Below are 26,825 nucleotides of genomic sequence, written 5' to 3'. Positions count from 1 at the left end.
CCTAGCTGCCTGAAAACGAAAAAAAAATAAGAGGGTGTGTCATAAGTCTGTGACGCACCCCTTTTTATTTTTTGCCTTTTCACAGATACGAAATCTTTAAAAAACATTTTTATTTACAACAAAGCCCAAACTTTCACAAGCTCGGGCTTTGCCTTTCCGCAAAAGATTTGTATCTTTGCAGAAAACTTCTTTAAGTATGGCAAAGATACAAATAAAATCTGAAACTCGGCACGAATTGAGCTTTTTTCCTAACTCTTTCGATGATTATGTGCCAAAAGACAGCAAAGTTCGTATGGTGGATCATATTATTCGCAGTATGGACATCAACCCTCTCATGGATACCTATGATGGGATTGGTGCTCCTCCTTATAGTCCGAAGATGCTTCTAAGTTTAGTTGTTTTTGCCTATATCAATGGCGTTTATTCCTGTCGTGGCATAGCGGACGCACTTAAATACGATGTTCGCTATATGTGGATTTGTGGAGGTAAGCAACTATCTTTCGCAACAATCAACCGCTTTAGATCCAATCATATGATTAAATGCATCGACTTTTATTTTGATGCAGTCGTCTCCATATTGGTTGAAAAGGGCGTGATTAGTCTGGAGGAACAATATGTTGATGGCACTAAGATAGAGTCGAAAGCAAACAAGTACACGTTTGTATGGAAGAAGACTGTGGAAAAGAACAGGGCTAAGCTCTTGGAAAAGACCTCTGCTGCATTGGCTCAGATAAAAGAACAAATTCGCCTGAATGGCGGGAGTGACATTAAGGAAGAAGACAGCGAGCCAGCCACTTCCGCCAAGGATGTAGAGAGAAGTGCACGTTTGTGTGAGAGGCAAGCTAAGAACCTTCCTAAGGCAAAGCTTACAGGAAGAGAGAAGCAAAAGCTAAATACTCAGATAGATCACTTGTTCAAAGCCTCGGACAAACTGTGCGAGTATGAAAAATCACTGGATATACTGGGCGAGAGAAACAGTTACTCCAAGACTGATCCCGATGCGACCTTCATGCGCCTCAAGGAAGATGCCATGAACAATGGGCAGACAAAGCCTGCCTATAACCTTCAAATTGCGACAGAGAATCAATATTGGACGAATTTCGCCCTTTATCCCAATCCAACAGACACCCTGACCTTCAAGCCTTTTTTGGATAAGTACAAGAAAAGATATGGAAAGCAATCCAAGAGCGTCACCGCAGACTCAGGGTATGGCTCGGAGGAGAACTACGAGTACCTAGAGATGGAAGAAATGATGGGTTATGTAAAGTACAACTGGTTTCACAAGGAACAGCATAAGCCTTTCAAGGAGGATGCCTTCAACCAAGCGAACTTCTACTACAACAGGGATGATGACTATTATGTCTGCCCCATGGGACAACACATGGAACCTTGTGGACAACGGCAAACGAAAAGTGACTCCGGCTATGTGTCTGTCATTACATTATATAGAGCACAACGATGTGATGGATGTCCGCTTGGAAGTCTCTGCAAGAAATCCAAAGGCAACAGAACCATATATGTCAACCATAAACTGAATGCATATAAAAAGGAAGCCTTCCTGCTACTAACGTCTGAAGAGGGCTTGAAACACAGAAGCCAGCGACCGATAGAGCCGGAAGCTGTATTTGGGCAGATGAAGGCGGATATGCATTATAAGCGATTCAGGCATTTTGGAATGGACAAGGTTTACATGGATCTAGGATTGTTCGGAATGGGATTCAATTTGAAGAAATATTTGGGTATAAAACGATAAAACTCAATTTTGTTTTTTTATCGTCAGGGATAACTATGCCCTTTTGTGGGCTTTGGGGCTGTTTTGTTATCGATAAAACAAGAAAAGTAAAGTTTCTATACAATATAATAAGATTCCCTTTGTGAAGAAAGACTACGATTCAACTAGAATATATAGAAACACACACAAAAAAAGGGTGCGTCACAGACTTATGACACACCCTCTTATTGTATCTTATCGTATCTTTATCAGAAGATTATCATCCGAAAAGAGCGGAGAGAGAAGGAAGATTAATCCTCATCCTCAGTCTTTCTTCTGCGGATAGCGCGCTTGCGCTTTGGCTTCTCCTCTGTCTTAGGAGACTCAATCTTAACACCAGCCAATTCTGGGTCGATGAGGATACGGCCGCAATACTCACAAGGGATAATCTTCTTGTGCATCTTGATATCGAGCTGGCGCTGAGGTGGAATCTTGTTGAAGCAACCGCCACATGCATCACGCTGCACGTAAACGATACCCAAACCGTTGCGGGCACCATTACGGATGCGCTTGAAGCTCTGGAGCAAACGTGGCTCAATCTTCTTCTCGAGCTCGAATGCCTTCTCCTTCAAATTCTCCTCTTCTTCACGGGTTTCAGCCATGATTGACTCAAGCTCAGAACGCTTAATTACCAGACCCTTCTCGCGGTCTGCCTTCTGGTCCTCAGCCTTGTGAAGGTCGTACAGGCGCTCGTTGATTGTCTGCTGCGCCTCGCGGATCTTCTTGCTGCAAAGTTCGATTTCCAGCTCCTGGAACTCGATTTCCTTGCTCAAAGTATCATACTCGCGGTTGTTACTAACCATTTCGAGCTGCTTCTTATAACGCTCCACGCTAGCCTGAGCCTCCTCAATCTCGTGCTGCTTCTGATCGATGGCGCGGTCAAACTGCTCAATATCAGTCTGGATTTTCTCGATACGGGTGGTAAGACCAGCAATATCGTCTTCCAAATCCTGAACTTCGAGAGGCAACTCACCTCTCAACGCACGCTTTTCATCAATTGCAGACAAGGTGGTCTGAAGCTGATAGAGAGCCTTCAACTTCTCTTCCACTGTCAAATCTGTAGGATCTTTCTTTGCCATAATTCCTTATTTATTTTTAATTTAAATCTTTTATATTCAACGTTTTACAAGTACAGAACAGGGTTGGTATTCACCTCCGAGATGCAGCATTTGGCATCAGGGAAATTCTCCTGGATGATGCTGCGGAAGATTTCGCCCGTAAACTGCTCACTCTGATAGTGGCCGATGACGCAAATCTGAATCTCCTGTTCGTGGCCGAAATACTCGTGATAGCTCATCTCGCCCGTGATGAAGGCATCGGCACCTGCCTTGATGGCTGCGTCGAGCAAGAAAGCACCTGCTCCACCGCAGAGTGCCACCTTCCTGATAGGCCGGCGAAGCAACTGGTTGCACTGCACGCACTCCACGCCAAACCGCTCCTTGAGCATCAGCACCAAGTCGTCGGCTGCCAGGTCCTCAGCCACCTCTCCGATGACGCCCTCGCCGCCCTTCACGCCGTCCACTTCCTTCTCGCCAGCAAAGAACTGCACGTTCCGCAGTCCCAGTTTCTCGGCAATCTTGAAGTTCACGCCGCCCGCAGCCGCATCCATGTTGGTATGCATCGCCACGATGGTAATATCATTCTTAATCGCCTTGCGCACGGTACGCTGCACGTAGTTCTCGTCCGAAATTCTCGCCAGTTTGCGGAATATCAGCGGATGATGGCTCACGATGAGGTTACATCCCTTCCGGATTGCCTCTTCAACCACTGCTTCAGTAACGTCAAGACACAACAATGCCCCTGACATTTCTACCGCCTCTGTCAATCCAACTTGCAGGCCGGCATTATCATATCCTTCCTGCAAGGGCAGAGGCGCGTAATGTTCAAGGGCATCAACTACCTGTTTTATTTTCACGCTCCTATTCAATATTTTATTTTTTAGACTGCAAAGTTACTCATTTTTCCCCGATTTTATCTCCATACAGCCCTCCGTTTAAACTTTTTTAATACAAAGTTTCGCTTTTGCGCAAAATATTTCACAAAAACAGCCGATAGTTGTAGATTTTTTATTAATTTTGCAAGCATACTTCATAAAAGCAGAACGGAGCCCGTCCCCCAAGGAAAGGTTCCCGATGAAGAACAGAGTATAATAAATTGGTATAGAACATCGTTTCATAAAAATAGTATAGCTTATGCATCAATCTACATTACCCTGCGATTTCGCACTCCCTGCCGAATGGGAGCCACAGAGCGCCATCATGCTCACCTGGCCACATGCCGGCACCGACTGGAAGCCGTATCTGCCTGAAATTACAGATACTTATCTCGAACTGGCAGATATCATCACGCGCTACGAGCAGCTGCTTGTGGCTACACCCGATGTGCCCGCCACCCGATACCAGCTCAAGAAAAAGCTTTCTGCCGAACAGATGAGCCGCGTGCTGCTCTACGAGGTAGAAAGCAATGATACCTGGGTGCGCGACCACGGACCCCTCACGATGGTGCTGCGCAGAAAGCAGAACACCTGGATGGTGCCTTACCGCATACTCGACTTCAAGTTCAACGGCTGGGGCGAAAAGTTCAGATGGGAGAAGGATAACGCCATCACCCTGCAACTATACTATCAGGCAGCCTTCAATGCCGATATAGAGAACCACCAGGGCTTCGTGCTCGAAGGAGGCAGCATCGAGAGTGACGGAAAGGGTACACTCTTCACCACCTCACAGTGCCTGCTGGCGCCTCACCGCAACCAGCCGCTCGACCACGACAGCATCGACCATCTGCTGCAGACTTTCTTCCAGCTCAAGCGAGTCGTCTGGCTGGATCACGGCAATCTGATAGGCGATGATACCGACGGCCACATCGACACCATCGTGAGAGTGGCTCCACACGACACCTTATTATATGTAGGCTGCGATAATCCGGAAGATGAGCAGTATGAAGACTTCCAGGCGCTGGAGAAGCAGCTCAAGGGCCTCTTCACCTGGGAGGGATACCCTTACCGCTTGCTCAAACTGCCGATGCCCGACCCTATCTATGATGAGGGCGACTGCCTCACCACCAACCCCGAGAGCGAGGGCGACCGCCTGCCAGCCACCTATGCCAACTTCCTGATACTGAACAAGGCGGTGATTTATCCCACCTATAATCAGCCGGAAAAGGACGAGGAGGCACGCAAGCAGATTCAGCTCGCCTTCCCCGACCGCGAAATCATCGGCGTAGATTCGCAGACCATCATCCGCCAGCATGGCAGCATCCACTGCATCACCATGCAGTTGCCCGAGGGAGCCCTCAGAGACTCAACATTCCACATTTAACATTAAACATTTAACATTAAAAGTAAAAAATGAAAGTCGGTTTATTACAACTTCATAATACGGCAGATATCGCCAACAACAAGCAGCGCCTGGCAGAAGGCATCATCGACCTCGCCTATCGCGGCGCAGAGCTCATCGTGCTTCAGGAGCTTCATAACTCCCTCTATTTCTGTCAGGTAGAGGATGTTGACCTCTTCGACCTGGCAGAGCCTATTCCGGGCCCTTCAACCGATTTCTACGGCAAGCTTGCCAAGGATCTCGGCGTCGTCATCGTCACCTCCCTCTTCGAGCGCCGCGCTCCGGGTCTCTACCACAATACGGCGGTAGTGATGGAGAAGGATGGAAGCATAGCCGGAAAATACCGCAAGATGCACATCCCCGATGATCCTGCCTACTACGAGAAGTTCTATTTCACACCGGGCGACCTCGGTTTCCACCCTATTCAGACCTCTGTAGGCAAGCTCGGCGTGCTGGTTTGCTGGGACCAGTGGTATCCCGAAGCAGCCCGTCTGATGGCGCTGCAGGGAGCCGAAATGCTCATCTATCCTACCGCCATCGGCTACGCTACCTATGATACCGAGGAGGAGCAGCAGCGCCAGCGCGAGGCGTGGACTACCGTGATGCGGGGCCATGCCGTAGCCAACGGATTGCCGGTCATCGCCGTAAACCGCGTAGGTTTCGAGCCTGATCCAAGCGGTCAGACCGAGGGCATCCAGTTCTGGGGCAGCAGTTTCGTAGCCGGTCCTCAGGGCGAGCTCTACTACCGTGCCAGCGATCAGGAAGAAGAGAGCCTGGTGGTAGATATCGACTTGAAGCACAGCGAGAATGTGCGCCGCTGGTGGCCATTCCTCCGCGACCGCCGCATCGAGAACTACGGGGATATTACCAGGCGATTTATCGATTAAACCATTTTTGCCGGAAATTCCGAGAGAATATCGGGATTCCGGCATACATATATATATAAGGTATAGATTTTCAGGATAAATGGAGAATTTGGAAGTGATGGTGATACTTTTCATCATCGTGATTTTAGGTTACGTCGCCTGCAAGTTGGGATATATGGGCGACAAGTTTGACAAGAAGCTATCCAGCATGGTGGTAGATATCACCTGTCCTCTGCTGGTGCTCTCGTCAGTAATGGGCGATGAGCTGCCCGACCGCACGCTCATCCTTCCCCTCCTGGGCGTAGGTTTTCTTACCTACATCCTTTTGCTGGTATTCGGTTTCTGGGTGCCACGTCTCATCACTCGCAATCATGATGACCAGGGCATGATAGGTTTTGCGCTGATGTTTGCCAACGTAGGTTTCATCGGCTACCCTATCGTTTCAAGCATATTCGGTCCGAAGGCCATTTTTTATGCCGCGCTGCTCAACATGCCGAACACCTTTTTTATTTTTACGGCAGGTGTCATGCTCATCAAGGGCGAGTACAGCGTCAAGCAGTTCAATCCTAAGGTGCTGTTTTCTCCGGCTCTTCTGGGTGCCTTCATTGCCGCCCTCCTGGTAGCTTTTGGGGTTCATACGCCAGAAATCATTGCGCGTCCGGTAACGATGGTGGGCAACATAACGGTTCCGGCAGCCCTGATGATTATCGGTTCCTCGATGGCTAAATTGCCGGTGAAGGAGATTATCGGCAGTCCTAAGGTATACCTCTCCTCGTTCTTGCGTCTTGTGGTAGTACCTCTGAGCATTTATTTCCTGTTCAAGGTATGTGGTGTAAGCGATCAGGTCAACGACATCAATACGGTTGTCATTGCGATGCCCGTAGCCAGTTTCGGCACGATGTTCTGTCTGAAATACGGCCGCAATCCTTCGCTCATCACCGAGATGACGTTCATCACCACGGTTGGCAGCATCATCACCATCCCGCTGATTACGCTGCTGTTTTCTTAATCTTTTTCATGCTGATAATCATAAAGTTAGATAAAAGAAAGTCCCCCTGATGCTTTGCGGCACCAGGGGGATTTTTCTATTATTTAACTGAACTTTCGCCAGCAAATGATTATTTTCTAATCATCTTCTTTCCATTCTGGATATAGATACCCTTCTTCATCGCCTCAGTAATGCGGCGGCCGTTCAGGTCGTAAATGGCAGCATTGCCTGGCTTCTTATCCAATGTTACAGAATGGATGCCGGTAGGCTCCAGATCCTCTACCACATTATCAAAGTAGACTATCCAGTTCTTGGTATTCGAATGAGCTTCATACTTCGCTTTGCTGCCCGGATAGAGATGCAGCGTGCGATACAACTGACTGCTCTTGCTAGCAAATACACACCAGCTTATCCAGTAAGGAGCCTCTTTATGGCGCATATATACATCCTTCAATTCGAAGCAGGCATTGAATGTGTTGAGGCCGAATTCCGTTATCGTCTCAGGCAAATCAATCTCCTTCAGCTTGGTAGACCTGAAGGCGTTGAAACCCAACTCCCTGACGCCGGAAGGCATCTGGAATTGCTCCAGATAAGTGTTGCCATAAAATGCATAACCAGGAACCATATCAGCCTTGTAGCCTTCATAAGCCACCACCTTGGCACCGCTCAGGTCGATGCTCTTGAAATAATGGCTCGCCAGCTCATCAAAGTCGCGCTTGTCTATCTCGCCGTTCACCTTGATATTTCTGTATACAAAATAGTCAGGGTTTTCCTTGGCAAGTTTTTCCTTCAGCTGTCCGGCCTTCTCCAGGTTGATTACCAACTCCTTCTCCTGATAGTCGCGATAAGTGTTCACCACGAGGTCATAAACCGGTTCTATTCCTCTGAAAGAATTCGGATAGACTGTAGTACCCAGTTTAACATCATCCATCAGCTTTCCGTTCAATTCTACGAAATACTGTGAGATGCCCTCATCTACCGTCAGATAATAATAGTACCAGGCACCGATAACCGGCTTGCCATTATAGAAATTGTAGGAAGAATTATATCCCGTGCCTGCTAGCTGGAATGTAGCCCCGTCGCCCATTTTCGTACTTACCTCAAACGTAAGAGGCTTATATCCGGTTGCCGGCAGACGCAATCTCTCGAAGTTCGAATCATACAACTCTATATATTCCGAAGAGCCTTTTTCCTTTGCCACAATAGCCAGATAATCACCCGGTTCTGCATCCACTGTACTCACAAAATTGAAAGACGGAGACGAATAATAATAACCAGGGGCTAAATCATCAACAGTCAGAGGGCTGGATGTTACGATTTTCCGCATCTCGCCCTTCGCATTCATCAGCGCTACGTCTACTTCTCCGGTAAACGGCTGGTCTCCCGTATTACCGATTGGCGCACAGAAGATGCCAACCTTCTGCCCCTTCTTCACATCGGTGATATTCATATTCAGTATATGAAACCGACCTACATTTGTCATGAATCCCATGCCAGATACTTTCTCCGTGCCATCAGAAGGTTCCATGCCGAATACTGCCGATTGACCTACATTATACTTATCGCCCGTTGGCTTTCCTGCGCTTTCCGGATTCAGGGCTCCAATCTGGTAGAAGCCATCACAATAGCCACCCCAGCCCCAGTTTACGCTGAAACTTTCGTCCTTGTATCCATCAATTACGAAGGCATGACCGCCACCAGCTGGGTCAGAAGCAGCATAGAGCACAGGGCGGTTGGCATCAATCTCCTCGCGCAGTCTGCCGTTCCACGCCTCAGCACCCACATCTTCTATTGCCATCAGATGCGAAAGTTTGCTGTAGCCGTAGTACTTCTGCAGGGCGGTTACCAGGTTGCCGATATACGCACCGCTTCCGTCCTTATTATACTGCATCTCCACTGCCACACCGAGGTCTGCCATCAGTCTTGCCACGCCGTCGAAAGCGGCATCGTTGGTGCCGTCATATTTAGCAGGCATGCTTGCCCAGTCGTAGGTATGCTCGAAATTGGCTGAGAGGGTCTTGCCGTTCCAGGTATAAGAATGGTTTCCGGCGCCCTTGGCAGGATAGCCGTGGTGCTTCATTACGATGGCTCCAGCCGTTGCTACACAGCCTGTTACATAGTTGTTTGGCGTATACTTGTTGAATGGAGCCATCTGGTTCCATTCTGCGGTTTTGAGCAGTTTTTCGCCTGTAAAAGCGGCTCTTGTGGCAGTCTGGTTCGCTACATAATTGTCGCCCAGCGCCGCAATCTGCCGCTCATAGCTCTTCAGCAGATCCTTCAGTCCGTCAGGCAGATTTTCTGCATCAAATGATCCCGTTGAGGTATAGCCCAAGACTGGCGTTACGGCATCATCACCTGCGATAATGACGAATCCGCCTGCATCGTTGTTAAATACATAGTAAGCATCCGATGGTGATGCCGTAATAGCCGTGCGGCTCTTCGCCTTCGCCTTCTGCGGCATCTGCTTTCCCCAGAAACTGTAGGCCTGTTGCTGAGCCTGCCACTGTGTGATTCGCTTGGCTTGCAGAGGAGAGTATCCCAGCGCCAGCAACAATACCAATAGAAATTGAATGTGTAATAGTCGCTTCATAAGTTCTTATCTTTAAAGGGTTATTATATAATATGTATAGTTCTTAGAAAATTCTTTGTTCTTTTGCAAAGATAGGAAAAAAAATAATGCCACGCAAGTTTTACGCCCTCTTTTTTTGCCCCGTTCTCCACTTTTTTACGCAATGACACCTTTTTTACGCATTGAACGATAAAAAAATCTCCATTTTTTCGTTATTCCCCGATTTTTGCCTTATCTTTGCAAATAAATTTGGCACGAAGAAATCCTTTTTACCAATAAAATAAATTAGAAGAAAATGAAGATAAACAACAGTACGAAGAAAAACCTGCTCATCATCGCACTCGCGATGGCCAGCACTACTTACCAGACACAGGCCGCTCCGATAGAACATATCGGCGACAGATACATCATGCATATTCCAGAAATGGAACTCACAGGCGAAGAATCACTCCTCGATGTACTCATGATGTGCCCCGAAGTCATCTCACTCGACGGCAACAACATCATCGGCGGAGATCCATTCGCCAACCTCTACGGCAAGTTCGTCATCCGCATCGACAACCAGGAATACGGACTCGATTACGCCACCTTCCTCCACCATTTCAAGGCTCGGGAGATTGAAACCATCAAGGTGTGCCAGAACGCCGAAGTGATGAAGGGATGCAGCAGTCTGAAGAAAGTCATCGACATCACACTGCGCAAGAAGGAGAACGGAACCACCGGCAGATGGGGACTCTTCGGTGATACCTACGGCGGCGCAAAAGGCATCGTCAGCGTCATCAGCCAGCAAGATAAACTCCGTGTGCTCAGTCATGTAGAAGGCAACTTCCAGCGCACCTCCAGCAGCGATAAGGACGCCTACCAGGGCATCTCAGGAACCACCGTGAACCACTACTCCCACGAGGGCGCCAAACTCAATCTGCTCTGGACGCCTACCGCGAAGGATGTGCTCGAAATAGATGCGATGCAGACCTATACCCGCAACCATTTCACCCACACCCCAGCCGATTACGTGCGCGCCTACCATCTGCAGGCCGACTATACCCGCACGCTCGCCGACAACGGCTCCAGCATCCTCTTTACCCTCGGTGCCGAGCATATCAGCGACAACGGACGCACGCTGGAAGAAACCCAGACTGCGCCCTACCAGAACCACTCTACCTACCCCTTCATGGTGGTAGAATACGCCACTCCGGTCATCACCCCTGATCTCTGGATTACGGCAGGTTTCGAGGGCGGTCTCTCCATCGAGAAGAACTGCGTCGCCAATTACATCAACCATTCCAACTACCAGGATTTCTACGCCCAGATAGATTACAACATCGGCAAGTGGGGATTCATGGCAGGCGACCGCTTCCGCATCATCAACTTCCGACCTAAGCAGATTGCGCCGGAAGAGCACTGGAAGCATACCACGCGCAACCATATCTACTCGGCGAGTGCCTATTACAGATTCACGCCGGGTCATACCCTGCAGGCCACCTACTGTCGCCGCATCTTCAATCCCGAGTTTGGCGATTTCGTAACCGCGGGCGATATGGAGGGCGCCTGGCAGCCGGTTTATACCGCCGATATCGGCAACAGCATGGCGAATGTGGTAGAGCTCAAGCATACCTACAGCCGCCCTGCCTTCGTGCTCAGCACCTCGGTAAAGAACATCCACCAGCACCAGCTCAGCACCATCCACGACAATACGCTCGGCATCGGCACCACCGCCTTCTGGCACAAGGGCATCCTTCGCCTCACAGCCGGAGTCAACTACTTCTGGCAGCGCAGCGAAACCCCTTCAGAGGAGGCTCAGCAGCGCAATGCAGAGTATAATCATTTTGCCGTATTCAAGTTGGCACCGCAGCTCACAATGGCCGATGGCTGGCGCTTTACGGGCAACCTCATCTGGTGTACCCGCCGCCGCAGCGAAGCCTACACCCCGGCTAATCTCTATGCCGAGGTAGGAGTATACAAGAATCTGGGCAAGCACTGGACGCTCGAGGGCCGCTTCCACGATATGGCGAGCCAGCACTTCGGCAACCGCGCAGCCACCATCGGCTGCACGTATTATTTTTAACTTGAATTTTTAACAATCTTTTTCTAAATCAGAAGCAAGATTTCTGTTCCTTTCTTATTTTATTATCAGAAAGTGAAACAATAAAAAGAAAGGAACATTATATATGAGAAAAATTGATTTCAAGAAGATCGGGCTGGCAGCGATGATGCTCCTGTCGGCCCTCACATTCCAGTCGTGCGATAACGATAACGATACCGACTGGGACCGCGTTTTCCCTAACGCACTGGTAACCGTGAAGAAGAGTGGCGATGCCTGCTATCTGCAGCTCGACGACAACACCACGCTGCTCGCCAAGAACCTGAAACCTACCATCTTTGACGGTAAGGAGGTTCGCGCCCTGGTCAACTATTCCCAGACCTCGGAGAAGAGCGAGAAGTATAACCAGGTGATTCACGTCAACTGGATAGACAGCATCCTGACCAAGAAGCCAGTTCCTTCGCTCGGTTCTGATACCGAGAACCGCGAGAAGTATGGCGACGACATGGTCGACATCGTTCGCGACTGGGTAACGGTAGCCGAGGATGGCTATCTCACCCTCCGTTTCCGTGCTCTCTGGGGCGGTCAGAATGTGCATTACATCAACCTCGTTACGAGTGTGAATCCTGAGAATCCTTACGAGGTAGAGCTGCGCCACAATGCCAATGGCGACCCTCAGAACTACTGGCGCGATGCCCTCGTAGCGTTCAATCTGAACGATGCTGTGCCTGATACAGAAGGCAAGACGGTGAAGCTTACCATCCGCTGGCGTTCCAGCCAGGGCTACAAGAAGGTAGATTTCGACTACTGTTCGCGCAAGCCTATCAGCAGCCCGAAGATGCTCGAAGGATACAGCCAGGAAGGAAGAGATATCCGATAAACGAAGAAAAAGCAGATAAAGCAAAAGCCCCGATGCATGATGCATCGGGGCTTTTTTGGGTTTCCTTTATGGTAAAGGCTTTTTGGGGGACCAGCGATGGAATCGCTGGGGACGGGGGCGCAAAGGGGCTAAGGTTCTTTTTACCTTTTTACTTTTTTACCTTTTTACCTTTTAAAGGCTGCTGCAGCTAGTTACACCGAGTGTGGTAGCGATAGCTGTGAGAAAGGAGATTGCAATCTGCAAAATTGTTTTCCATGTACTTGCTTTCATAATGTTTAATGTTGAATGTTGAATGTTGATGTTTAATGTTGAATGTTGACTTGGTTGGCCTCAGGCGAGGGCTTTATTCAAGCCCGTCGCCGCCTTCCTGAGAGCCGCCGCCTGGCTGCGTACCGCCGCCGGTAGTTCCGGAGCCGCCCTGGCTGGTGCCGCCGCCCTGTTCAGTGCCGCCTGAGGTACCACCAGAGGTGCCACCCTCGTCGGTGCCGGTATAGCCGCCGTACTCCTGAATCTTGCACTTCTTGCGCAGTTCCGAGTTGCTCCAGCTTTTTGTGTTTCTCACAATCAGGTGTACACCCTCTACGCTGGCAGCCGTTACCTTCTCCTTGGTATCCTCCGCCTTCGAAGTCATACCGATGGAGAACAGGCCGAGGTCAGAGAGACGCACACTCTTACCGTCAAGAATCAACTCCTGCAGATGGTCGAGTGCATCCATCAGCACACCATGGATAGTACCTCGGGAGTAAGGCGAACCATGGTCGGAGATGTGGGATACGAATCCCTCGAAATCCACCTCGCGGTCGGTTACCGCAGTGGCATACCACTTTTTCTTACCAGCGTTCTCGCCGCTCTGTGGTGTACGCTGCAACTTACGATACTTCAATGTTCCTTTCTGTTCCATGATCTTAAATTATTAAAGGGTTAATATTAATGTTTAATGTTGAATGTTAAGTGTTGAATGTTAACTTGGTGGGGTGCGCTTTGTCGAGTGCAGCCTTTCTTCGAACGACAGTGCAAAGAAAGTGCAAACGAGAACAGAGCTAAGCTTGCTTAAGCTTTGTCGAGTGCAGCCTTTCTTCGAACGACAGTGCAAAGGTACGGCAATTTTCTGATACTACCAAATTTCACCCTGCAGAGTTATGTTAAACGGATTTAACACTTCGGGCACATCCGGTTAATCTTGCCAACTCATAATTTATCGTGCGAGAAAACTATGTAATGTAAAAAGTTTCTCTATGCTTTCTTACTCCGAAAACAGCAGGAAGCAAGAAATCATCCATTAATGCTTCCACCTTCCTCAACCTCCAAAGCGTGACAGTTGTGACAGTTGTGACAGTTTTCAGCGCCTACCCCCACCTCCCTCTCTTTAGAGGTAACTTATTATATATATAATTATATATATAATAAGTTAAATATAATAATAACAATTTGAAAGCAGCCCGAATTCATATACCCCCTCCCCTGAAAACTGTCACAACTGTCACAACTGTCACAACTGTAACGCTCCCTCAATCCTTCTCCCTTCTCTCCTCCTTCATCCATCTTTGTAAAGAAATCACCTACCCATCTCCATCCCCCCGCCCCATCAGTTTGCGGAGATTATCTGGCTTATTCTCCGCAAATTTTCGGAGAATAGACAATAAATCCCCCAAAAACTTGCATGAAAGAGAAATATTTCATATATTTGCAGAAGAAAAGCTGCACTCGGCAATTTGAAAGCAAGCTTTTATTGCGCTCGTTTGCATTTTCTTTGCAGAAGAAAAGCTGCACTCGGCAATTTGAAAGCAAGCTTTCATTGCGCTCGTTTGCATTTTCTTTGCAGAAGAAAAGAAGAAGAAAAAGAAAAGATATGGAACAAGAAAACAACAGAATACAATTACCCCTAGAAGAAATCAAACTCGCATTCGCTGCTTCATGCGTTGAGGGAGCTGCAAGAAAGCTCGGGGTACCATATATTGAAATATACGAAAGAATGAGAAAGGTTGATTTAATCAACAAGTTCATTCTGCCCCACTACGATACGCTCCACACCGAAAGTCGAGAGTATCTTATAGAAGATGTCATTGAGTGTCTAACTAATTGGGAGAAGAAAGACAGATGAAAATAACTGTTTATCATGGAGCTACAGAAATTATAGAAGCTCCACTTAATCATGTTGGAAGACCAAGGTTAGACTTTGGTCAAGGCTTCTATGTAACCGATTTAAAGAATCAGGCAATCAAATGGGCTAAAACCATAGCCGAAAAAAGAACAGCACAACCCCTACTCAATATCTACACTCTAGATAGGGATGCTATTCTCGCAGAAGCTCGCTGCAAGATATTTACCGCATACGATAAAGACTGGCTAGACTTCATCGTGGGCAACAGACGGGGCGAAAACCTTGCCAGAGATTACGATTATGTAGAAGGAGGTATTGCTAACGACCGAGTAATCGATACCGTAAACCTATACATGACAGGTTTTTACGATGCAGAATCAGCCCTACAGCAGTTAATATTTCATAAGCCCAACAATCAGATTTGCTTACTCAATCAAACTCTCATCAACAAATACTTAGTATATAATGGAACAGAAAAAATATAAACAGATCAACACAAAGACACCTGAGATTCAAGAAATGATTCTCAGCTATCAGATAGGTGGCGTAGCATACGAATTGTCACAGCGCCTGGAAATATCTCCAGCTCTGGCTCTTGATCTTTTCTATCGCAGCAAGACCTGTGCCCAACTCCACGATAAGCGCACCGGCCTGTATCTCATGAGCAATGGCTACATCGCCGATGATTTCATTTACGAGAAGCAGAGAGGGTACTAAGCCGCAGTTTTATATCTGAGATACCTTGCCCCACACGCCCTGAAGGGGCAGAAGCACCTAGCCCAGGGTAACACCCTGAGTATAAGCGCAATACGCCTTGCGCCCTGTAAGGGCAAAAGCTTCGTAGCAGGAATGCAGATAGAAAGTGAATTCAACCAACGATTTCATTTAAAAGCGAAGATTTTCCCACTTTCCTAGAATCATTCTATCAAAAACCTTGTAAATCGTGTAATAATTCATAAAAAGAAGGTTTTTACTTGGTAGTTTCAGGTTTTTATTTTATCTTTGCAGAAGATAGGCTGCATCTCGGCAAAACATTCAAGCAAGCTTGATGTTCTGCACTCGATTTGCACTATCTTTGCGGTAGAAACAAAAACGATAATTATGAAGTCAAGGGAATATTATATATCACTCATCACTTCTCATGCCGAAGAGCTAAAAAAGAACTTTGGCATTAAATCATTACGCCTTTTCGGTTCTGTGTCTAGAAACGAACAGAAAGAAGGTAGTGACGTTGATATATGCGTAGATATACCTCAGTTCGGGATAAGAAATAGTGCCTAAAAAAGTTGGTAATCTCCGATATTTTTTGTATCTTTGTAGTTGAAATCCAATTAGTTACAAACATAAAAAGATATCATTATGGAGATTACCAAGGACAAAGTTACAGAATTATTTTGTATTATTGATGAATTTTACAAAGTTTTTGATGCTGAAAATGCAGGAAAATTGCTTTTGGGTGAAGATGGAGTAAAGCGCAGACGACGTAAAGCCTCTTTATCTGATAGTGAAATCATGACGATTTTGCTGTATTTCCATTTCGGCTCGTTCCGAAACTTCAAGCATTATTACCTATTCTTTATTAGAGGAACTTTGAAGTCATATTTTCCAAATGCGGTGTCTTATAACCGTTTTGTAGAACTTGAAAGTCGCGTATTCTTCCCTCTCATGTTCTTCCTGAATCTCCGTGCTTTTGGCAGATGTACAGGTATAACCTTTGTTGATTCAACCATGATACCAATATGCCACAATCTCAGGCGTTATGCCAACAAAGTGTTCAAAGGCATTGCCACAGACGGAAAGGGAACAATGGGATGGTGTCATGGGTTCAAGCTACATCTGGCTTGTAATGATAGAGGTGAGATAATTGCTTTTGTTCTCACTGGTGCAAACGTCAGCGACAAAGATCCAGCGGTATTCGATGTGTTGGCTAAACGTCTGTATGGCAAGCTGTTTGCTGACAAAGGCTATATCTCGCAAAAACTCTTCGATTCGCTTTTTGAGGAAGGCATCCAGTTGGTAACAGGACTGAGAGTGAACATGAAGAACAAACTAATGCCGTTCTATGACAAGATGATGCTACGCAAAAGATACATCATTGAAACGATTAATGACCTGTTGAAAAATACGGCTCAGATAGTACATTCACGTCACAGGTCTGTTGCGAATTTCATCATAAATATTATTTCTGCATTAGGGGCATACTGTTTCTTTGACAACAAGCCCAAGGCACTTACTGGATACGTTATCGAAGATACGAAACAGCTTAGTCTTTTCTAACATTGCATATTTTACAGGAGGATTTTGTCTCAGCAACCATCCAAGATATATAGATGGTTGCCAAGCCTCTGTATCCCTTATATAAAAACATTATAAAGCCTTTAGATAGAGTTCGTTATCCCGAACTGAGGTAGATATGGAACCGAAAATGTTCCTTGTAGTAAGACTGAAACGTTTTCTAGAAAACCTGCTGGAATGTTCTGTTGACATTGTAAGATTGCACAAGCATATCAATCCATTCCTCCTTAAAGAAATAGAACATGACGGAATATACATCATCAAATAGAATTATTGGAACCTTAATACAAATTAAGGAAGCCATTAAACAATTGCAAGATTGGAACAAAGATGTACAGACTGTTGACGATTACTATTGTACACCAGAAGGAATGAAGAATCTTGCAGCTAGCTGTATACTTATCGAAGCAATTGGAGAGGGAGTTAAACAAATTGACAGATTAACTCAATCTCGCCTACTAAATGAGCGCCCAGAAATACCATGGCAAGATGTTATTGGCATTCGCAACCATATAGCACATGGCTATTTTGATATTGATGGAGACATCGTGTTCGACGTCATCAAGAATAATCTCGATGACTTACTAGCAGCTATAAATTATTTTATATCAAAATTCTGAGATCTGTGCTGCTCTAGTCACTTCCCCCACACACCCTGAAGGGGCAGAAGCCCCTAGCCCAGGGTAACACCCTGGGTATAAGCGCAATCCGCCTTGCGCCCTGTAAGGCTAAAAGCCTTAAAAAATTCCGTGAAATCCCTGCCTATTCCTCTCGTCTTTCCGCCTCCGGCTCCGCCACCATTTCCGGCACTTCTTCCGGCAGCACATACCTCTTCACCTGGATATCTTCCAGATAGATATGGTTCAGCGTAAAGGCGAGCGACTCCAGCGTCTTCTCCCTTACCGCCGGCTTCAGTTCACATTCCCATATCACGATGGTATGCCATCCCATTTCAGCCAGCCGGTGCAGCACCTCATGGTCCCTCTCCCGATTCCTCCTGATCTTCTCCATCCAGAACCCGGTGTTCGATTTCGGCACCACATAATATTTACACCCCTCATGTCCGTGCCAGAAGCACCCGTTCACCAGAATACAGGTGCGATATTTCCTCAGCACGATGTCCGGCTTGCCCGGCAACCGCGGATGATTGAGCCGATACCTGAATCCCCTACTCCACAGAAATTTCCTGACAAGAATCTCCGGTTTGGTATCCCTGCCCCTTATTGCCGCCATATTGTTATGGCGCTGTTCTATGGTCAAACGGTCCGACATACTCTTTATTTACAAAGACTTCTTTCTTCTTATCTAATAAGTTTTGCAAGCTATATGCTCCTCTATATGAAAAAATTCCGCAGTTTGCGGAACTTTTCTCGGATTCATTGTAAAACCAAAAATCGTCAGCAGGTTGCTGACGATTTCAAATTATTGGTTCCTAACTCAACTTTGTTAATTTTATTGTTCCAATTTCTTAATCTCTTCGATAGATAAGTCGGTGAGATCGGCAATATCATCTAATGGAGTATTGCGCGCTAACAACTTCAAAGCAATCTCTTTGCTTTTCTTTTTGGCTTCTTTTTCCACAGCATGCTTAAATACCGCATAATTGTCCCACATGACCATCATGCTATTGTCGTATTTCTCCTGTTCCTCTTTGGTCAGAGTCTTGGAGTCGGCGATTTCTGCCAGTCTCTTGAATATCTTATGCTGAGCCTCAAAAGGCATTTTTTCTAAAGTCTCCATATGCTTCAAATTATAAATCCAACAATCTAAAAACGTAGTACACTCTTCCTTATGTACTCACGTTGCAAAGATACGCTTTTCTTTCGTAACTTCCAAGAAATTAACTAAGAAAAATTCTCTAATTCTTGACGAAAAACGAATCAAGCACTTGGTATAATTTTAAGAATCAAGAATTTAAGAATTTTCATTCTTGCTTGATGAATTTTGAACTGACAAATCATCACCATAACCCGTCAAATACTCGTTTTAATACTAAAAAGAATAAAATAACCAGCTAAATATTTGGAAGTTACAGGAATATTGCTTATTTTTGCAGAAGAAAAGCTGCACTCGGCAATTTGAAAGCAAGCTTTCATTGCGCACGTTTGCATCACAAACATTTTAAATTATATAATTATGTTAGGAATAAATGCACCAAAAGTTTTAGCTAAAGGCAAATACGCACAAGCCGTTCGTAAAGCCGCTCTTGCATCCATCGGTGCAAAAGCAAAGAAAGACGATACCACAAAGACATCAAATTATCCATATAAATTTGAGTGGAATTTAGAATGAATTTAGAAGAATATAAAATAGAACTTTTATCAGACTTTGATGAGTTGATAAATTTCTATACAGGAAAAGACAAAATGGATGACTTTCTTCATAATCACTTACAAGATTGTGAAGAGAGTCATTATTGTAAGACATTTTGTGTCCGCTTAAAAGCAAACAACACGATTGTTGCAATTTTCGCCTTAGCATTTGACTCTGTTGACATTGATTCAGATGATTTTGATGATATGCGTATGGGGGCAGCAGGAACCGATTTGCCAGCAGTAAAAGAAACATTCCGAGAACAATTCGAACAAAAATATACTTATCCCGCTTTAGAAATTGCCTACTTAGCTATTGAACAAAAATTTCAAAGTTTACACCTAGGTTCAGCCTTAATTGAAGAAATAGCTTCGATGGCTAGAAACCAAAGATATGCCGGTTGCGTCTTCTTGACTGTAAGAGCTTGGCATACCTCTGATTATAGCGCAGTAGGTTTCTATGAAAAAAATCAATTTGCAAAATTGACTCCAGTTCCCCAAATGGATGTTTGGCCAATGTACAAAACAATTTGGCCGGAGGAATAACCCCCTACACGCCCTGAACCAACGGGCACCGGACGAAGGGAATTGAAAATCACCACAATTTCCAGGCCCACTCCATAGAAGATCTTCCAGAGGATTATCTCCCTACCGAAGATTCTTATTATGAATTTGAGCCAGAAGATGTGAACAAAGAGAACTTATCCATAGCAGAAATGAGCGGCAAGAAACTCGACTGGTTCCGCAAGGTCTGTGCAGCGGTACTGTAGTCACTTTTTCCGATTGTCTGCAATTCGTCCGCAACTTGCGGGCAAATTCACTGATAGCACAATAACCATTGATATTCAACAAATTGCAGCCAACAAGCAAAATCGTCAACAGCCTGTTGACGATTTCAAATTATTGGTTCCTAACTCTCGTTCCGCATGTGGTTCAGGTACGGGCTGAAGGCCCAGAAGCTCCTTGCCCAGGGCATCACCCTGGGTATAAGCGCAATCCGCCTTGCGCCCTGTAAGGGCAAAAGCCTTTTAAAAAAGGATATTAAGAATGAAAACAAGAGAAGGCAAGAAACCAGCACCACGATGGCAGCGATGTAGATATCTATGTAGAAATGCCCCCTAAGTTTTTTCTAGTAGTCCGTCTGAAGGCATACTTGGAAGAACTTTTAGACAGCCCTGTCGGTATTATCCGGAAGCACCAACACCTCAATCCCTTCCTACTCAAGGAAATTGAGAAAGACGGGATTGAAGTGATAGCAAACAGAAATGAGCGGTAAGAAACTCGACAGGTTCCGCAAGGTCTGCGCATCGGTACACTTTATTCCTCCTCGTCTCTACGCCTCCTATGCCACTTGTAGTCATTGTACAATACCCACAAACCGCCTCCCCCAAAGAAGAGACAGCCCACTATTCCCACTACCTGACAATATGTTTCAGATGGAATTTTTCTTGATACTTTTGAATGAAGAAACATATTGATGCCACCACACACAAAAATCAGACACAACAGGTAAAACTTAATTTTAATCGATATTTTCTTCCTATAAAAAAGAAAACAAACCAAAGAAAGACCTACCATTAACACTAAAATTAATGAAGACATTCTCCCAAAAGTAAATTCTTCATGCCTCAATAACCTAAGGCATAGCGTAAATATGGAAGCAGTAACCAATACAAGACCAACTGCATAACCTATCCAAATCACTTTTCGATTATCTTTAGAATCGAAAAGTGAACCAACGCTCTTCCAAAATTTATCCATATCTTTCATAAAGCTTATTCCCAATAATAGTAGTTACTAATCACGACGCCTTGGTTCCGGCTCCGCCACCATTTCCGGCACTTCTTCCGGCAATTCATATCTTCTGATATGATGATCTTCCAGATAGATATGGTTCAGCGTAAAGGCGAGCGACTCCAGCGTCTTCTCCCTTACCGCCGGCTTCAGTTCACATTCCCATATCACGATGGTATGCCATCCCATTTCAGCCAGCCGGTGCAGCACCTCATGGTCCCTCTCCCGGTTCCTCCTGATCTTCTCCATCCAGAACCCGGTGTTCGATTTCGGCACCACATAATACTTGCACCCCTCATGTCCGTGCCAGAAGCATCCGTTCACCAGAATACAGGTACGATATTTCCTCAACACGATGTCCGGCTTGCCCGGCAACCGCGGATGATTGAGCCGATACCTGAATCCCCTACTCCACAGAAATTTCCTGACAAGAATCTCCGGTTTGGTATCCCTGCCCCTTATTGCCGCCATATTGTTGTGGCGCTGTTCTATGGTTAAACGGTCTGACATACTCTTTATTTACAAAGACTTCTTTTAACGTAACTTAGAAATAAAAACGAGGTCACTCTTACCAGCAACATCGTTCAAATATTAGTTGAGTTTTAAAATATCCTCCTTGGCAAGCCCTGTATATCTTGCGATTTTATCAATAGGCTCGTTTTCCATCAGCATATTCTTAGCTACTTCAATTTTAGCCTCTATGATAGCTCCTTTATAAGCTGCAATATGGTCACGCATCACCTTGATTGCATCATCATATTTCTCTTGATCTTCCTTGCAGAGTGCAGTAATGTCCTCTATCGCAGCAAGTTTCTGGAAGAGTTCATTTTCTGCCAAAGAAGGTATTTTGTCCAATATACTCATATTATTTAATTCTATTAAAAGAAACAATTCTTATATCAATTAACACCATTCATTGGCAAAATTAATCTTTTCTCATGAAAACACAAAAGAAAAAGCCCAAAAACTTGCATAAAAGAGAAATATTTCATATATTTGCATAAGAAAAGCTACACTCGGCAATTTGAAAGCAAGCTTTCATTGCACTCGTTTGCATTACAAACATTTTAAATTATATAATTATGTTAGGAACTGAACTTCCGCATGTGGTTCAGGCACGGGCTGAAGGCCCAGAAGCTCCTAGCCCAGGGTAACACCCTGGGTATAAGCGAAATCCGCCTTGCGCCCTGAACCAACGGTCACCGGCGCGTAGCGGAAAGGTAAAGGGCAAAAGCCTTTTAAAAAAGGATATTAAGAATGAAAACAAGAGAAGAATACATAACCCTCATCACATCTCATGCCGAAGAACTGCAAAACACCTTCGGCATCACCTCCCTGCGCCTCTTTGGTTCTGTAGCAAGAAACCAGCACCACGATGGCAGCGATGTAGATATCTATGTAGAAATGCCCCCTAAGTTTTTCCTGATAGTCCGTCTGAAAGCATACCTTAAAGCCCTTCTGGGCTGCCCTGTCGATATTATCCGGAAGCACCAGCACCTCAACCCCTTCCTGCTCAAAGAGATTGAGAAAGATGGGATTGAAGTGATAGCGGAGCGATAGATTAGGGACACCAGTAGATAAATATGTTGACTATGGAACTCAACAAGAATCTCCGGGTTGGTATCCCTGCCCCTTATTGCCGCCATATTGTTGTGGCGCTGTTCTATGGTCAAACGGTCTGACATATTACTCTATCTTTTTTAAAAAGGGATTTCTTCAATCCCATCATACCTTTTCATCCGCAAAAATATTATTTTATTCTCAAAACCCAAAGAAAAAGCCCAAAAACTTGCATAAAAGAGAAATATTTCTTATTTTTGCAGCAAAATAAACTGTAGAAATATGACAACAGAAGAACAATATAAAAGTTTTATACTGAATTGCACTACATCACCCAAAAGTGTCAACAACTATAGTGATTTTAAGCGCATCAATGAAACTATTGCCAAAATCAAGGGAGTTGATTCTTTTGATATCTACTCTTGTGTACATACCAAAGAGCTACAAGATATCATTGATTCACTTAACAACAATGAAGAATTCAAGCAGTATGAGAAGACTGGTAGTTACCAGTATTCTAACGCATTAAAGACATACATGCGTTTCCTATGCGCTAAGGAACTTTTCTCGAACGAGGCAAAAAAGATAGATGCTCCTAAGCCCATAGGTCTCCAGCAGATTTACTATGGTGCTCCTGGCACAGGTAAATCAAAGACCATCAAGGACTTGACTTTCGGAGAGAGCGTGATTCGTACTACATTCCATCCAGACTCTGATTACGCCTCTTTTGTAGGTACTTATAAACCTATTACAGAAGAAGTTGATCTCCGAGATTGCTATGGGAAAAAGGTCATCGATGACGATACAAAGGAAGTCGTAAAGGAAGAAAGAATTGCCTACAAGTTCATTCCTCAGGCTTTTCTCGAAGCCTATGTGAAAGCGTGGAAGAAACTTGGCAGAAAAAAGAGTGATAATAGCGACAAAAGCTATAATAGAATCCACCCAGCACTTCTCGATACTCCAGAAATTTTCACTAAGAATAAGGCATCAAAGAAGCAATATCTTATTATCGAAGAAATAAACCGAGGCAATTGTGCCCAAATCTTTGGTGATCTGTTCCAATTGCTCGACCGCAACGAATATGGTTTTTCTGATTATCCTATCGTTGCAGATAAAGATATGCAGAAGTATCTCGAAAAGGAATTTGCGGGATGGGAGATTACTAATAAAGAAGAAATCAACCAGCTCTATGGCGAAGCCAATATGGTAAACCTCATCATGAAGGGAGAGCGCCTTGTTCTGCCTTCAAACCTCTATATTTGGGCTACAATGAACACCAGCGACCAGAGCCTCTTCCCTATCGACTCTGCCTTCAAGCGCCGCTGGGATTGGAAGTATGTGCCTATTCGCGAAGGTCGTGACAAAGAAACCAACACTCCTCTCAACTGGTACATCAACACGGGAGATAAGCAGTACAAATGGTGGTCATTTATCAGCAAGGTTAATGAGCTGATTGGTTCACTTACCAATTCAGAAGACAAGAAACTCGGCTATTTCTTCTGCAAGGCAAAGGATGGCGAAATCGATGCCGATTTATTCGTTAGTAAGGTTATCTTCTATCTCTGGAATGATGTGTTTAAAGACTATGGATTCGATGATAAGGACTTCCAGGATGAAGAAGGCAAGATTCTGTCTTTCGACCGATTCTATGAGGATAAGAACGGCAAAACTAACGTTGATATAGCTATCGTTAAGCAGTTCTTGGAGAATTTGGGAGTAGAGGAATTCATTTCAGAAGAAGAAGAAGAGGAAAAAATTGATGCTGTCCCAAGCAACAATGAAACTAAAGGCAACGATAAAACAAAATATAGTTTCAATGGCTCTGAACCGCTTGGCAAAGGTGACTTAGGTATTTCCATCATTAAACAATATCTGAAGGAACATCCCGAGATGAAATATTCTGAAATCAAAGAAACCTTCCCAGACTCGATGCTTGGAAAGGAACTGAAACTCATAGGATTAATAGTCACTCGTCAGGAAATAATAGAAAACGCTATAGAAAGATACAAGCAAAGAGCCTATGGTTTTTATAAAAAAGATAGAAAATTCTATTCTTCTGATGGAGTCGAGTTCTATATAAGTAATTGGTGGAATATAACAAACATTGATTCAATTATCCAATTTGCAAAAGATCAAGGCTGGACTGTAGAAATAACAAAATAAAGAGATTATGAGAATCCTCATAGAAGAACATCAGTATCAGGCTGAACAGATTAGGGATGTCCTGCACGGCATCGACGCCATGCAGGACATTGATGGCAACGTCAGCATCAACTACGTTGGGTATTACTACAATACCCAGCTCAACGATTGCGTCTTTATTTTGCCGAAAGTACTGCTCGAAGACACCCCAGAGGGCGAAAGAGTATTCGGCAAATACGCCCCGGAAACCATCGTCAACCTGAACCAGAACAACCCACTCTCTCAACAGGAGAAAGACTTCATCTATGAGTTCTCTGTCTGGATTTACCGCACCATCGAGGTTTACAACAATACCACCAGAAACGGTATCGTTTATCACCAGAAAATAGCGTGCCTCGGTAAAAGTAACAGACAAATCAACAACACATTCCTCGATATTCTGCTGGCTCTCATCGACTTCAACAAGCATAACCAGGATTTCATCTTCTTCATCCTGAAGAACATCCATTCCGGTTACAACCGCATTCATTGGTCAAAGACCATAGCCACCACGAGTGCCATCATCAGCAAAAACAGCCCTGTTTATCCCCATCCTGTCAACAGGAAAAAGCAGATCTATTTTGATGAAGAACTCCTGATTATCTTCTATTCCATCCTGAATTATATCAGCGAAAGATACGGCTTCGCCAATCATATCAACTGCAATTTCCAGCTGATAACAGGCTATCGTTTCAAGACCTATCTGGATGGATTAGGAAAGACCAGGCTGCTCCAGATTAAGTATAAATACTTCTCAGACAAGGCTTTACACCTCTGGCAACTATGCTACGATTTCTTTGACAATGCCAAGCGCATGAACATCCAGCAGGAACGCAAGGAGTATCTTCTGGTAAAGAGTTTCAATATCGTTTTCGAGGCCATTATTGATGAACTTCTAGGCGAGAAGAACATTCCAGCCGGACTGAAAGAACAGGCTGACGGCAAGCGCATAGACCATCTGTACAGCTACCAGAACCTGATTACAACAAGAAATCAGGAGCCAGTTTATTACATCGGCGACAGCAAATATTACAAGCTAGGTCATTCCATCGGCAAAGAATCTGTGTATAAGCAGTTTACGTACGCCAGAAACATCATCCAGTGGAACCTGAACCTCTTTATGAACGACGATAAGGACGATGAAGAACTGCAATACGACAAGCGTAATTTTGGCAACGTACCCAAGCTTCGCGATGACCTGACGGAAGGCTACAACATCATTCCGAACTTCTTCATCAGCGCAAAGATGGCAGAGAATCTCTCTTTCTCAGACCAGATTTCGTCAACCGACAGGGAAAAGAAGTGCTTCAACACCCAGCATTTCAACGACCGCCTGTTCGATCGTGACACCCTTCTCGTCTTCCACTACGATGTCAACTTCCTCTATGTAGTATCTCTGTATGCCCGTCATAACGAGCACCAGAAATTCGCCTGGAAAAACCGGGTTCGCAAGATGTTCCGTGATGAAATCCAGAAAATGCTGGATGAAAGATATGAGTTCTATCGCCTTACACCGAAAGAAGGTACGCATGTAGAAGAATTCGTCAACAGGCATTTCAGGATGCTTATCGGCAAGATATTCTCACCAACGAAAGACAATGATTATCTGATACTTGCGTTCGAGAAAGAAGATTCCAACGAGGAGCAGAAAGAAGCTATCATAAACGATGTTAAGGAGAAATTCTATATAGAGGGATTTGCCTTATCAGTTAACGACAGGATAGGCTAATATATTATAAGATACTTGCCACTACCCCAACATCCGCTGCAGCCCAGTTGAGCCCCTTCAGCTCATCTTTGCTGCACCACTTGCTATCAGCGTGCTCACGCCTCCTGAACCCATTAGCATCGCCTTTTGACGTACACAGAAAGGCAGTCATGGTTATCGAGAAATCAGGATACTCGTGATTCACTGTCACCAACTCCTCTCCTACTTCTACAGGATATTCCATTTCCTCCATCAGCTCACGAGCCAACGCCTGTTGAGGAGTTTCACCAGGCTCAATCTTGCCACCAGGAAACTCCCATTTATAGCTGGTATACTCAAACTTTGTCTTGCCTTTCTGCATGCAGAGATACTTGCCATCATGGCAAACCACAGCTGCTACCACATTATAATGTTTCATTGTCTA

At 45.1% G+C, this 26,825-nt stretch carries 27 protein-coding genes and 1 pseudogene; 17 read left to right on the top strand and 11 right to left on the bottom strand.

Annotated elements, in window-relative coordinates; translation table 11 throughout:
• Nucleotides 1-196 precede the first annotated feature (196 nt).
• A complete protein-coding gene (locus tag ONT08_RS07305) occupies nucleotides 197-1,753 on the top strand; it encodes an IS1182 family transposase (RefSeq protein WP_264959388.1) in 1,557 nt (518 codons plus the stop codon).
• 269 nt (nucleotides 1,754-2,022) lie between these two features.
• On the opposite strand, the gene ONT08_RS07300 is transcribed toward ONT08_RS07305, so the two are convergent.
• Together ONT08_RS07300 and ONT08_RS07295 are read right to left on the bottom strand one after the other, a co-directional pair.
• Nucleotides 2,023-2,850: a zinc ribbon domain-containing protein gene (locus ONT08_RS07300; RefSeq protein ID WP_117587846.1), complete on the bottom strand. Its 828-nt coding sequence runs from the start codon at nucleotides 2,848-2,850 to the stop codon at nucleotides 2,023-2,025.
• A gap of 44 nt (nucleotides 2,851-2,894) precedes the next feature.
• Nucleotides 2,895-3,686, bottom strand: a complete 792-nt coding sequence (locus ONT08_RS07295) for a Nif3-like dinuclear metal center hexameric protein (protein ID WP_117587845.1) — start codon at nucleotides 3,684-3,686, stop codon at nucleotides 2,895-2,897.
• Between the two features lie 277 nt (nucleotides 3,687-3,963).
• Between ONT08_RS07295 and ONT08_RS07290 the strand changes: the two genes are divergently transcribed.
• The 3 genes from ONT08_RS07290 to ONT08_RS07280 all read left to right on the top strand — a co-directional run bounded on the left by ONT08_RS07290 (nucleotide 3,964) and on the right by ONT08_RS07280 (nucleotide 6,981).
• A complete protein-coding gene (locus tag ONT08_RS07290) occupies nucleotides 3,964-5,088 on the top strand; it encodes an agmatine deiminase family protein (protein WP_118085836.1) in 1,125 nt (374 codons plus the stop codon).
• Between the two features lie 29 nt (nucleotides 5,089-5,117).
• A complete protein-coding gene (locus ONT08_RS07285) occupies nucleotides 5,118-5,993 on the top strand; it encodes a carbon-nitrogen hydrolase (RefSeq protein WP_264959622.1) in 876 nt (291 codons plus the stop codon).
• 79 nt (nucleotides 5,994-6,072) lie between these two features.
• Nucleotides 6,073-6,981 (top strand): AEC family transporter, encoded by a 909-nt coding sequence (locus ONT08_RS07280; RefSeq protein WP_264959621.1) that lies wholly within the window; start codon nucleotides 6,073-6,075, stop codon nucleotides 6,979-6,981.
• Between the two features lie 109 nt (nucleotides 6,982-7,090).
• Here ONT08_RS07280 and ONT08_RS07275 read toward each other — a convergent pair whose 3' ends face one another.
• On the bottom strand, nucleotides 7,091-9,550 hold the full coding sequence (locus ONT08_RS07275; protein ID WP_264959620.1) for a C10 family peptidase: 2,460 nt from the start codon (nucleotides 9,548-9,550) through the stop codon (nucleotides 7,091-7,093).
• 274 nt (nucleotides 9,551-9,824) lie between these two features.
• Here ONT08_RS07275 and ONT08_RS07270 point away from each other — a divergent pair, with 274 nt between their 5' ends.
• Both ONT08_RS07270 and ONT08_RS07265 read left to right on the top strand, forming a co-directional pair.
• Nucleotides 9,825-11,594, top strand: a complete 1,770-nt coding sequence (locus tag ONT08_RS07270; RefSeq protein ID WP_264959619.1) for an outer membrane beta-barrel family protein — start codon at nucleotides 9,825-9,827, stop codon at nucleotides 11,592-11,594.
• A gap of 103 nt (nucleotides 11,595-11,697) precedes the next feature.
• A complete protein-coding gene (locus ONT08_RS07265) occupies nucleotides 11,698-12,450 on the top strand; it encodes a NigD1/NigD2 family lipoprotein (protein WP_264959618.1) in 753 nt (250 codons plus the stop codon).
• Nucleotides 12,451-12,621: 171 nt separating this feature from the next.
• Here the strand turns inward: ONT08_RS07265 and ONT08_RS07260 are convergent, their stop codons facing one another.
• Together ONT08_RS07260 and ONT08_RS07255 are read right to left on the bottom strand one after the other, a co-directional pair.
• On the bottom strand, nucleotides 12,622-12,720 hold the full coding sequence (locus tag ONT08_RS07260; RefSeq protein WP_153081227.1) for a smalltalk protein: 99 nt from the start codon (nucleotides 12,718-12,720) through the stop codon (nucleotides 12,622-12,624).
• A gap of 73 nt (nucleotides 12,721-12,793) precedes the next feature.
• A complete protein-coding gene (locus tag ONT08_RS07255) occupies nucleotides 12,794-13,351 on the bottom strand; it encodes an HU family DNA-binding protein (RefSeq protein WP_117587840.1) in 558 nt (185 codons plus the stop codon).
• A 759-nt stretch (nucleotides 13,352-14,110) separates the two neighbouring features.
• Between ONT08_RS07255 and ONT08_RS07250 the strand changes: the two genes are divergently transcribed.
• The 6 genes from ONT08_RS07250 to ONT08_RS07225 all read left to right on the top strand — a co-directional run bounded on the left by ONT08_RS07250 (nucleotide 14,111) and on the right by ONT08_RS07225 (nucleotide 17,466).
• Nucleotides 14,111-14,551 (top strand): DUF3791 domain-containing protein, encoded by a 441-nt coding sequence (locus tag ONT08_RS07250; RefSeq protein WP_264959617.1) that lies wholly within the window; start codon nucleotides 14,111-14,113, stop codon nucleotides 14,549-14,551.
• On the top strand, nucleotides 14,548-15,036 hold the full coding sequence (locus ONT08_RS07245) for a DUF3990 domain-containing protein (protein WP_264959616.1): 489 nt from the start codon (nucleotides 14,548-14,550) through the stop codon (nucleotides 15,034-15,036). Before ONT08_RS07250 ends, ONT08_RS07245 begins: the two co-directional genes overlap by 4 nt.
• The gene (locus tag ONT08_RS07240) at nucleotides 15,017-15,268 is read left to right on the top strand and encodes a hypothetical protein (RefSeq protein WP_117588197.1); all 252 of its coding nucleotides are present in this window, start codon (nucleotides 15,017-15,019) and stop codon (nucleotides 15,266-15,268) included. Before ONT08_RS07245 ends, ONT08_RS07240 begins: the two co-directional genes overlap by 20 nt.
• Before the next feature lie 384 nt (nucleotides 15,269-15,652).
• Nucleotides 15,653-15,832 carry a nucleotidyltransferase family protein gene (locus ONT08_RS07235; protein ID WP_264959615.1) on the top strand — a complete coding sequence of 60 codons (180 nt, stop codon included), beginning with the start codon at nucleotides 15,653-15,655 and terminating at the stop codon, nucleotides 15,830-15,832.
• A 78-nt stretch (nucleotides 15,833-15,910) separates the two neighbouring features.
• Nucleotides 15,911-16,828, top strand: coding sequence for an IS982 family transposase (locus ONT08_RS07230; protein ID WP_119250497.1), 918 nt, complete (start codon nucleotides 15,911-15,913; stop codon nucleotides 16,826-16,828).
• Nucleotides 16,829-17,088: 260 nt separating this feature from the next.
• Complete coding sequence (locus tag ONT08_RS07225) at nucleotides 17,089-17,466, top strand: HepT-like ribonuclease domain-containing protein (RefSeq protein WP_264959614.1); 378 nt, start codon at nucleotides 17,089-17,091, stop codon at nucleotides 17,464-17,466.
• A 142-nt stretch (nucleotides 17,467-17,608) separates the two neighbouring features.
• Here the strand turns inward: ONT08_RS07225 and ONT08_RS07220 are convergent, their stop codons facing one another.
• Entirely contained in the window at nucleotides 17,609-18,118 is a 510-nt protein-coding gene (locus ONT08_RS07220; RefSeq protein ID WP_264959613.1) for a very short patch repair endonuclease, read from the bottom strand.
• A 180-nt stretch (nucleotides 18,119-18,298) separates the two neighbouring features.
• Nucleotides 18,299-18,625, bottom strand: a pseudogene (locus ONT08_RS07215) (PD-(D/E)XK nuclease family transposase); the annotation flags it as partial.
• A 357-nt stretch (nucleotides 18,626-18,982) separates the two neighbouring features.
• Here ONT08_RS07215 and ONT08_RS07210 point away from each other — a divergent pair.
• Together ONT08_RS07210 and ONT08_RS07205 are read left to right on the top strand one after the other, a co-directional pair.
• Nucleotides 18,983-19,138 carry a hypothetical protein gene (locus tag ONT08_RS07210; RefSeq protein ID WP_254972510.1) on the top strand — a complete coding sequence of 52 codons (156 nt, stop codon included), beginning with the start codon at nucleotides 18,983-18,985 and terminating at the stop codon, nucleotides 19,136-19,138.
• Nucleotides 19,135-19,704, top strand: a complete 570-nt coding sequence (locus ONT08_RS07205; protein WP_117692190.1) for a GNAT family N-acetyltransferase — start codon at nucleotides 19,135-19,137, stop codon at nucleotides 19,702-19,704. Before ONT08_RS07210 ends, ONT08_RS07205 begins: the two co-directional genes overlap by 4 nt.
• A gap of 771 nt (nucleotides 19,705-20,475) precedes the next feature.
• Here the strand turns inward: ONT08_RS07205 and ONT08_RS07200 are convergent.
• The 3 genes from ONT08_RS07200 to ONT08_RS07190 form a co-directional block, all read right to left on the bottom strand.
• On the bottom strand, nucleotides 20,476-20,919 hold the full coding sequence (locus tag ONT08_RS07200) for a hypothetical protein (RefSeq protein ID WP_264959612.1): 444 nt from the start codon (nucleotides 20,917-20,919) through the stop codon (nucleotides 20,476-20,478).
• A gap of 36 nt (nucleotides 20,920-20,955) precedes the next feature.
• Nucleotides 20,956-21,462, bottom strand: a complete 507-nt coding sequence (locus ONT08_RS07195; protein WP_118416781.1) for a very short patch repair endonuclease — start codon at nucleotides 21,460-21,462, stop codon at nucleotides 20,956-20,958.
• An 81-nt stretch (nucleotides 21,463-21,543) separates the two neighbouring features.
• Entirely contained in the window at nucleotides 21,544-21,816 is a 273-nt protein-coding gene (locus tag ONT08_RS07190) for a hypothetical protein (RefSeq protein WP_153081231.1), read from the bottom strand.
• Nucleotides 21,817-22,209: 393 nt separating this feature from the next.
• Between ONT08_RS07190 and ONT08_RS07185 the strand changes: the two genes are divergently transcribed.
• The 3 genes from ONT08_RS07185 (at nucleotide 22,210) to ONT08_RS07175 (ending at nucleotide 26,422) form a co-directional block, all read left to right on the top strand.
• Nucleotides 22,210-22,512 (top strand): nucleotidyltransferase family protein, encoded by a 303-nt coding sequence (locus ONT08_RS07185; protein ID WP_264959611.1) that lies wholly within the window; start codon nucleotides 22,210-22,212, stop codon nucleotides 22,510-22,512.
• Nucleotides 22,513-22,794: 282 nt separating this feature from the next.
• Nucleotides 22,795-24,675, top strand: a complete 1,881-nt coding sequence (locus ONT08_RS07180) for an AAA family ATPase (RefSeq protein WP_264959610.1) — start codon at nucleotides 22,795-22,797, stop codon at nucleotides 24,673-24,675.
• 7 nt (nucleotides 24,676-24,682) lie between these two features.
• Complete coding sequence (locus tag ONT08_RS07175) at nucleotides 24,683-26,422, top strand: LlaJI family restriction endonuclease (protein ID WP_264959609.1); 1,740 nt, start codon at nucleotides 24,683-24,685, stop codon at nucleotides 26,420-26,422.
• 4 nt (nucleotides 26,423-26,426) lie between these two features.
• Here the strand turns inward: ONT08_RS07175 and ONT08_RS07170 are convergent, their stop codons facing one another.
• Nucleotides 26,427-26,819: a (deoxy)nucleoside triphosphate pyrophosphohydrolase gene (locus ONT08_RS07170; protein ID WP_264959608.1), complete on the bottom strand. Its 393-nt coding sequence runs from the start codon at nucleotides 26,817-26,819 to the stop codon at nucleotides 26,427-26,429.
• Nucleotides 26,820-26,825 lie beyond the last annotated feature (6 nt).

Origin of the sequence: Segatella copri (assembly GCF_026015465.1) — a bacterium.
GTDB lineage: Bacteria > Bacteroidota > Bacteroidia > Bacteroidales > Bacteroidaceae > Prevotella > Prevotella copri_E.
The sequence above is the reverse complement of the archived record's forward strand: the minus strand, read 5'-3'. Positions and strand labels throughout refer to the sequence as shown.

Excerpts from the sequence above, each read along its gene's own strand:
- ONT08_RS07250 (WP_264959617.1), top strand. The coding sequence starts at position 14,111 with ATGAAAGAGAAATATTTCATATATTTGCAGAAGAAAAGCTGCACTCGG.
- ONT08_RS07235 (WP_264959615.1), top strand. The coding sequence starts at position 15,653 with ATGAAGTCAAGGGAATATTATATATCACTCATCACTTCTCATGCCGAA.
- ONT08_RS07185 (WP_264959611.1), top strand. The coding sequence starts at position 22,210 with ATGAAAACAAGAGAAGAATACATAACCCTCATCACATCTCATGCCGAA.
- ONT08_RS07180 (WP_264959610.1), top strand. The coding sequence starts at position 22,795 with ATGACAACAGAAGAACAATATAAAAGTTTTATACTGAATTGCACTACA.
- ONT08_RS07205 (WP_117692190.1), top strand. The coding sequence starts at position 19,135 with ATGAATTTAGAAGAATATAAAATAGAACTTTTATCAGACTTTGATGAG.
- ONT08_RS07280 (WP_264959621.1), top strand. The coding sequence starts at position 6,073 with ATGGAGAATTTGGAAGTGATGGTGATACTTTTCATCATCGTGATTTTA.
- ONT08_RS07195 (WP_118416781.1), bottom strand. The coding sequence starts at position 21,462 with ATGTCAGACCGTTTAACCATAGAACAGCGCCACAACAATATGGCGGCA.
- ONT08_RS07210 (WP_254972510.1), top strand. The coding sequence starts at position 18,983 with ATGTTAGGAATAAATGCACCAAAAGTTTTAGCTAAAGGCAAATACGCA.
- ONT08_RS07305 (WP_264959388.1), top strand. The coding sequence starts at position 197 with ATGGCAAAGATACAAATAAAATCTGAAACTCGGCACGAATTGAGCTTT.
- ONT08_RS07240 (WP_117588197.1), top strand. The coding sequence starts at position 15,017 with ATGGAACAGAAAAAATATAAACAGATCAACACAAAGACACCTGAGATT.
- ONT08_RS07175 (WP_264959609.1), top strand. The coding sequence starts at position 24,683 with ATGAGAATCCTCATAGAAGAACATCAGTATCAGGCTGAACAGATTAGG.
- ONT08_RS07190 (WP_153081231.1), bottom strand. The coding sequence starts at position 21,816 with ATGAGTATATTGGACAAAATACCTTCTTTGGCAGAAAATGAACTCTTC.
- ONT08_RS07170 (WP_264959608.1), bottom strand. The coding sequence starts at position 26,819 with ATGAAACATTATAATGTGGTAGCAGCTGTGGTTTGCCATGATGGCAAG.
- ONT08_RS07200 (WP_264959612.1), bottom strand. The coding sequence starts at position 20,919 with ATGGATAAATTTTGGAAGAGCGTTGGTTCACTTTTCGATTCTAAAGAT.
- ONT08_RS07260 (WP_153081227.1), bottom strand. The coding sequence starts at position 12,720 with ATGAAAGCAAGTACATGGAAAACAATTTTGCAGATTGCAATCTCCTTT.
- ONT08_RS07255 (WP_117587840.1), bottom strand. The coding sequence starts at position 13,351 with ATGGAACAGAAAGGAACATTGAAGTATCGTAAGTTGCAGCGTACACCA.
- ONT08_RS07220 (WP_264959613.1), bottom strand. The coding sequence starts at position 18,118 with ATGTCGGACCGTTTGACCATAGAACAGCGCCATAACAATATGGCGGCA.
- ONT08_RS07230 (WP_119250497.1), top strand. The coding sequence starts at position 15,911 with ATGGAGATTACCAAGGACAAAGTTACAGAATTATTTTGTATTATTGAT.
- ONT08_RS07265 (WP_264959618.1), top strand. The coding sequence starts at position 11,698 with ATGAGAAAAATTGATTTCAAGAAGATCGGGCTGGCAGCGATGATGCTC.
- ONT08_RS07275 (WP_264959620.1), bottom strand. The coding sequence starts at position 9,550 with ATGAAGCGACTATTACACATTCAATTTCTATTGGTATTGTTGCTGGCG.
- ONT08_RS07285 (WP_264959622.1), top strand. The coding sequence starts at position 5,118 with ATGAAAGTCGGTTTATTACAACTTCATAATACGGCAGATATCGCCAAC.
- ONT08_RS07290 (WP_118085836.1), top strand. The coding sequence starts at position 3,964 with ATGCATCAATCTACATTACCCTGCGATTTCGCACTCCCTGCCGAATGG.
- ONT08_RS07245 (WP_264959616.1), top strand. The coding sequence starts at position 14,548 with ATGAAAATAACTGTTTATCATGGAGCTACAGAAATTATAGAAGCTCCA.
- ONT08_RS07300 (WP_117587846.1), bottom strand. The coding sequence starts at position 2,850 with ATGGCAAAGAAAGATCCTACAGATTTGACAGTGGAAGAGAAGTTGAAG.
- ONT08_RS07225 (WP_264959614.1), top strand. The coding sequence starts at position 17,089 with ATGACGGAATATACATCATCAAATAGAATTATTGGAACCTTAATACAA.
- ONT08_RS07270 (WP_264959619.1), top strand. The coding sequence starts at position 9,825 with ATGAAGATAAACAACAGTACGAAGAAAAACCTGCTCATCATCGCACTC.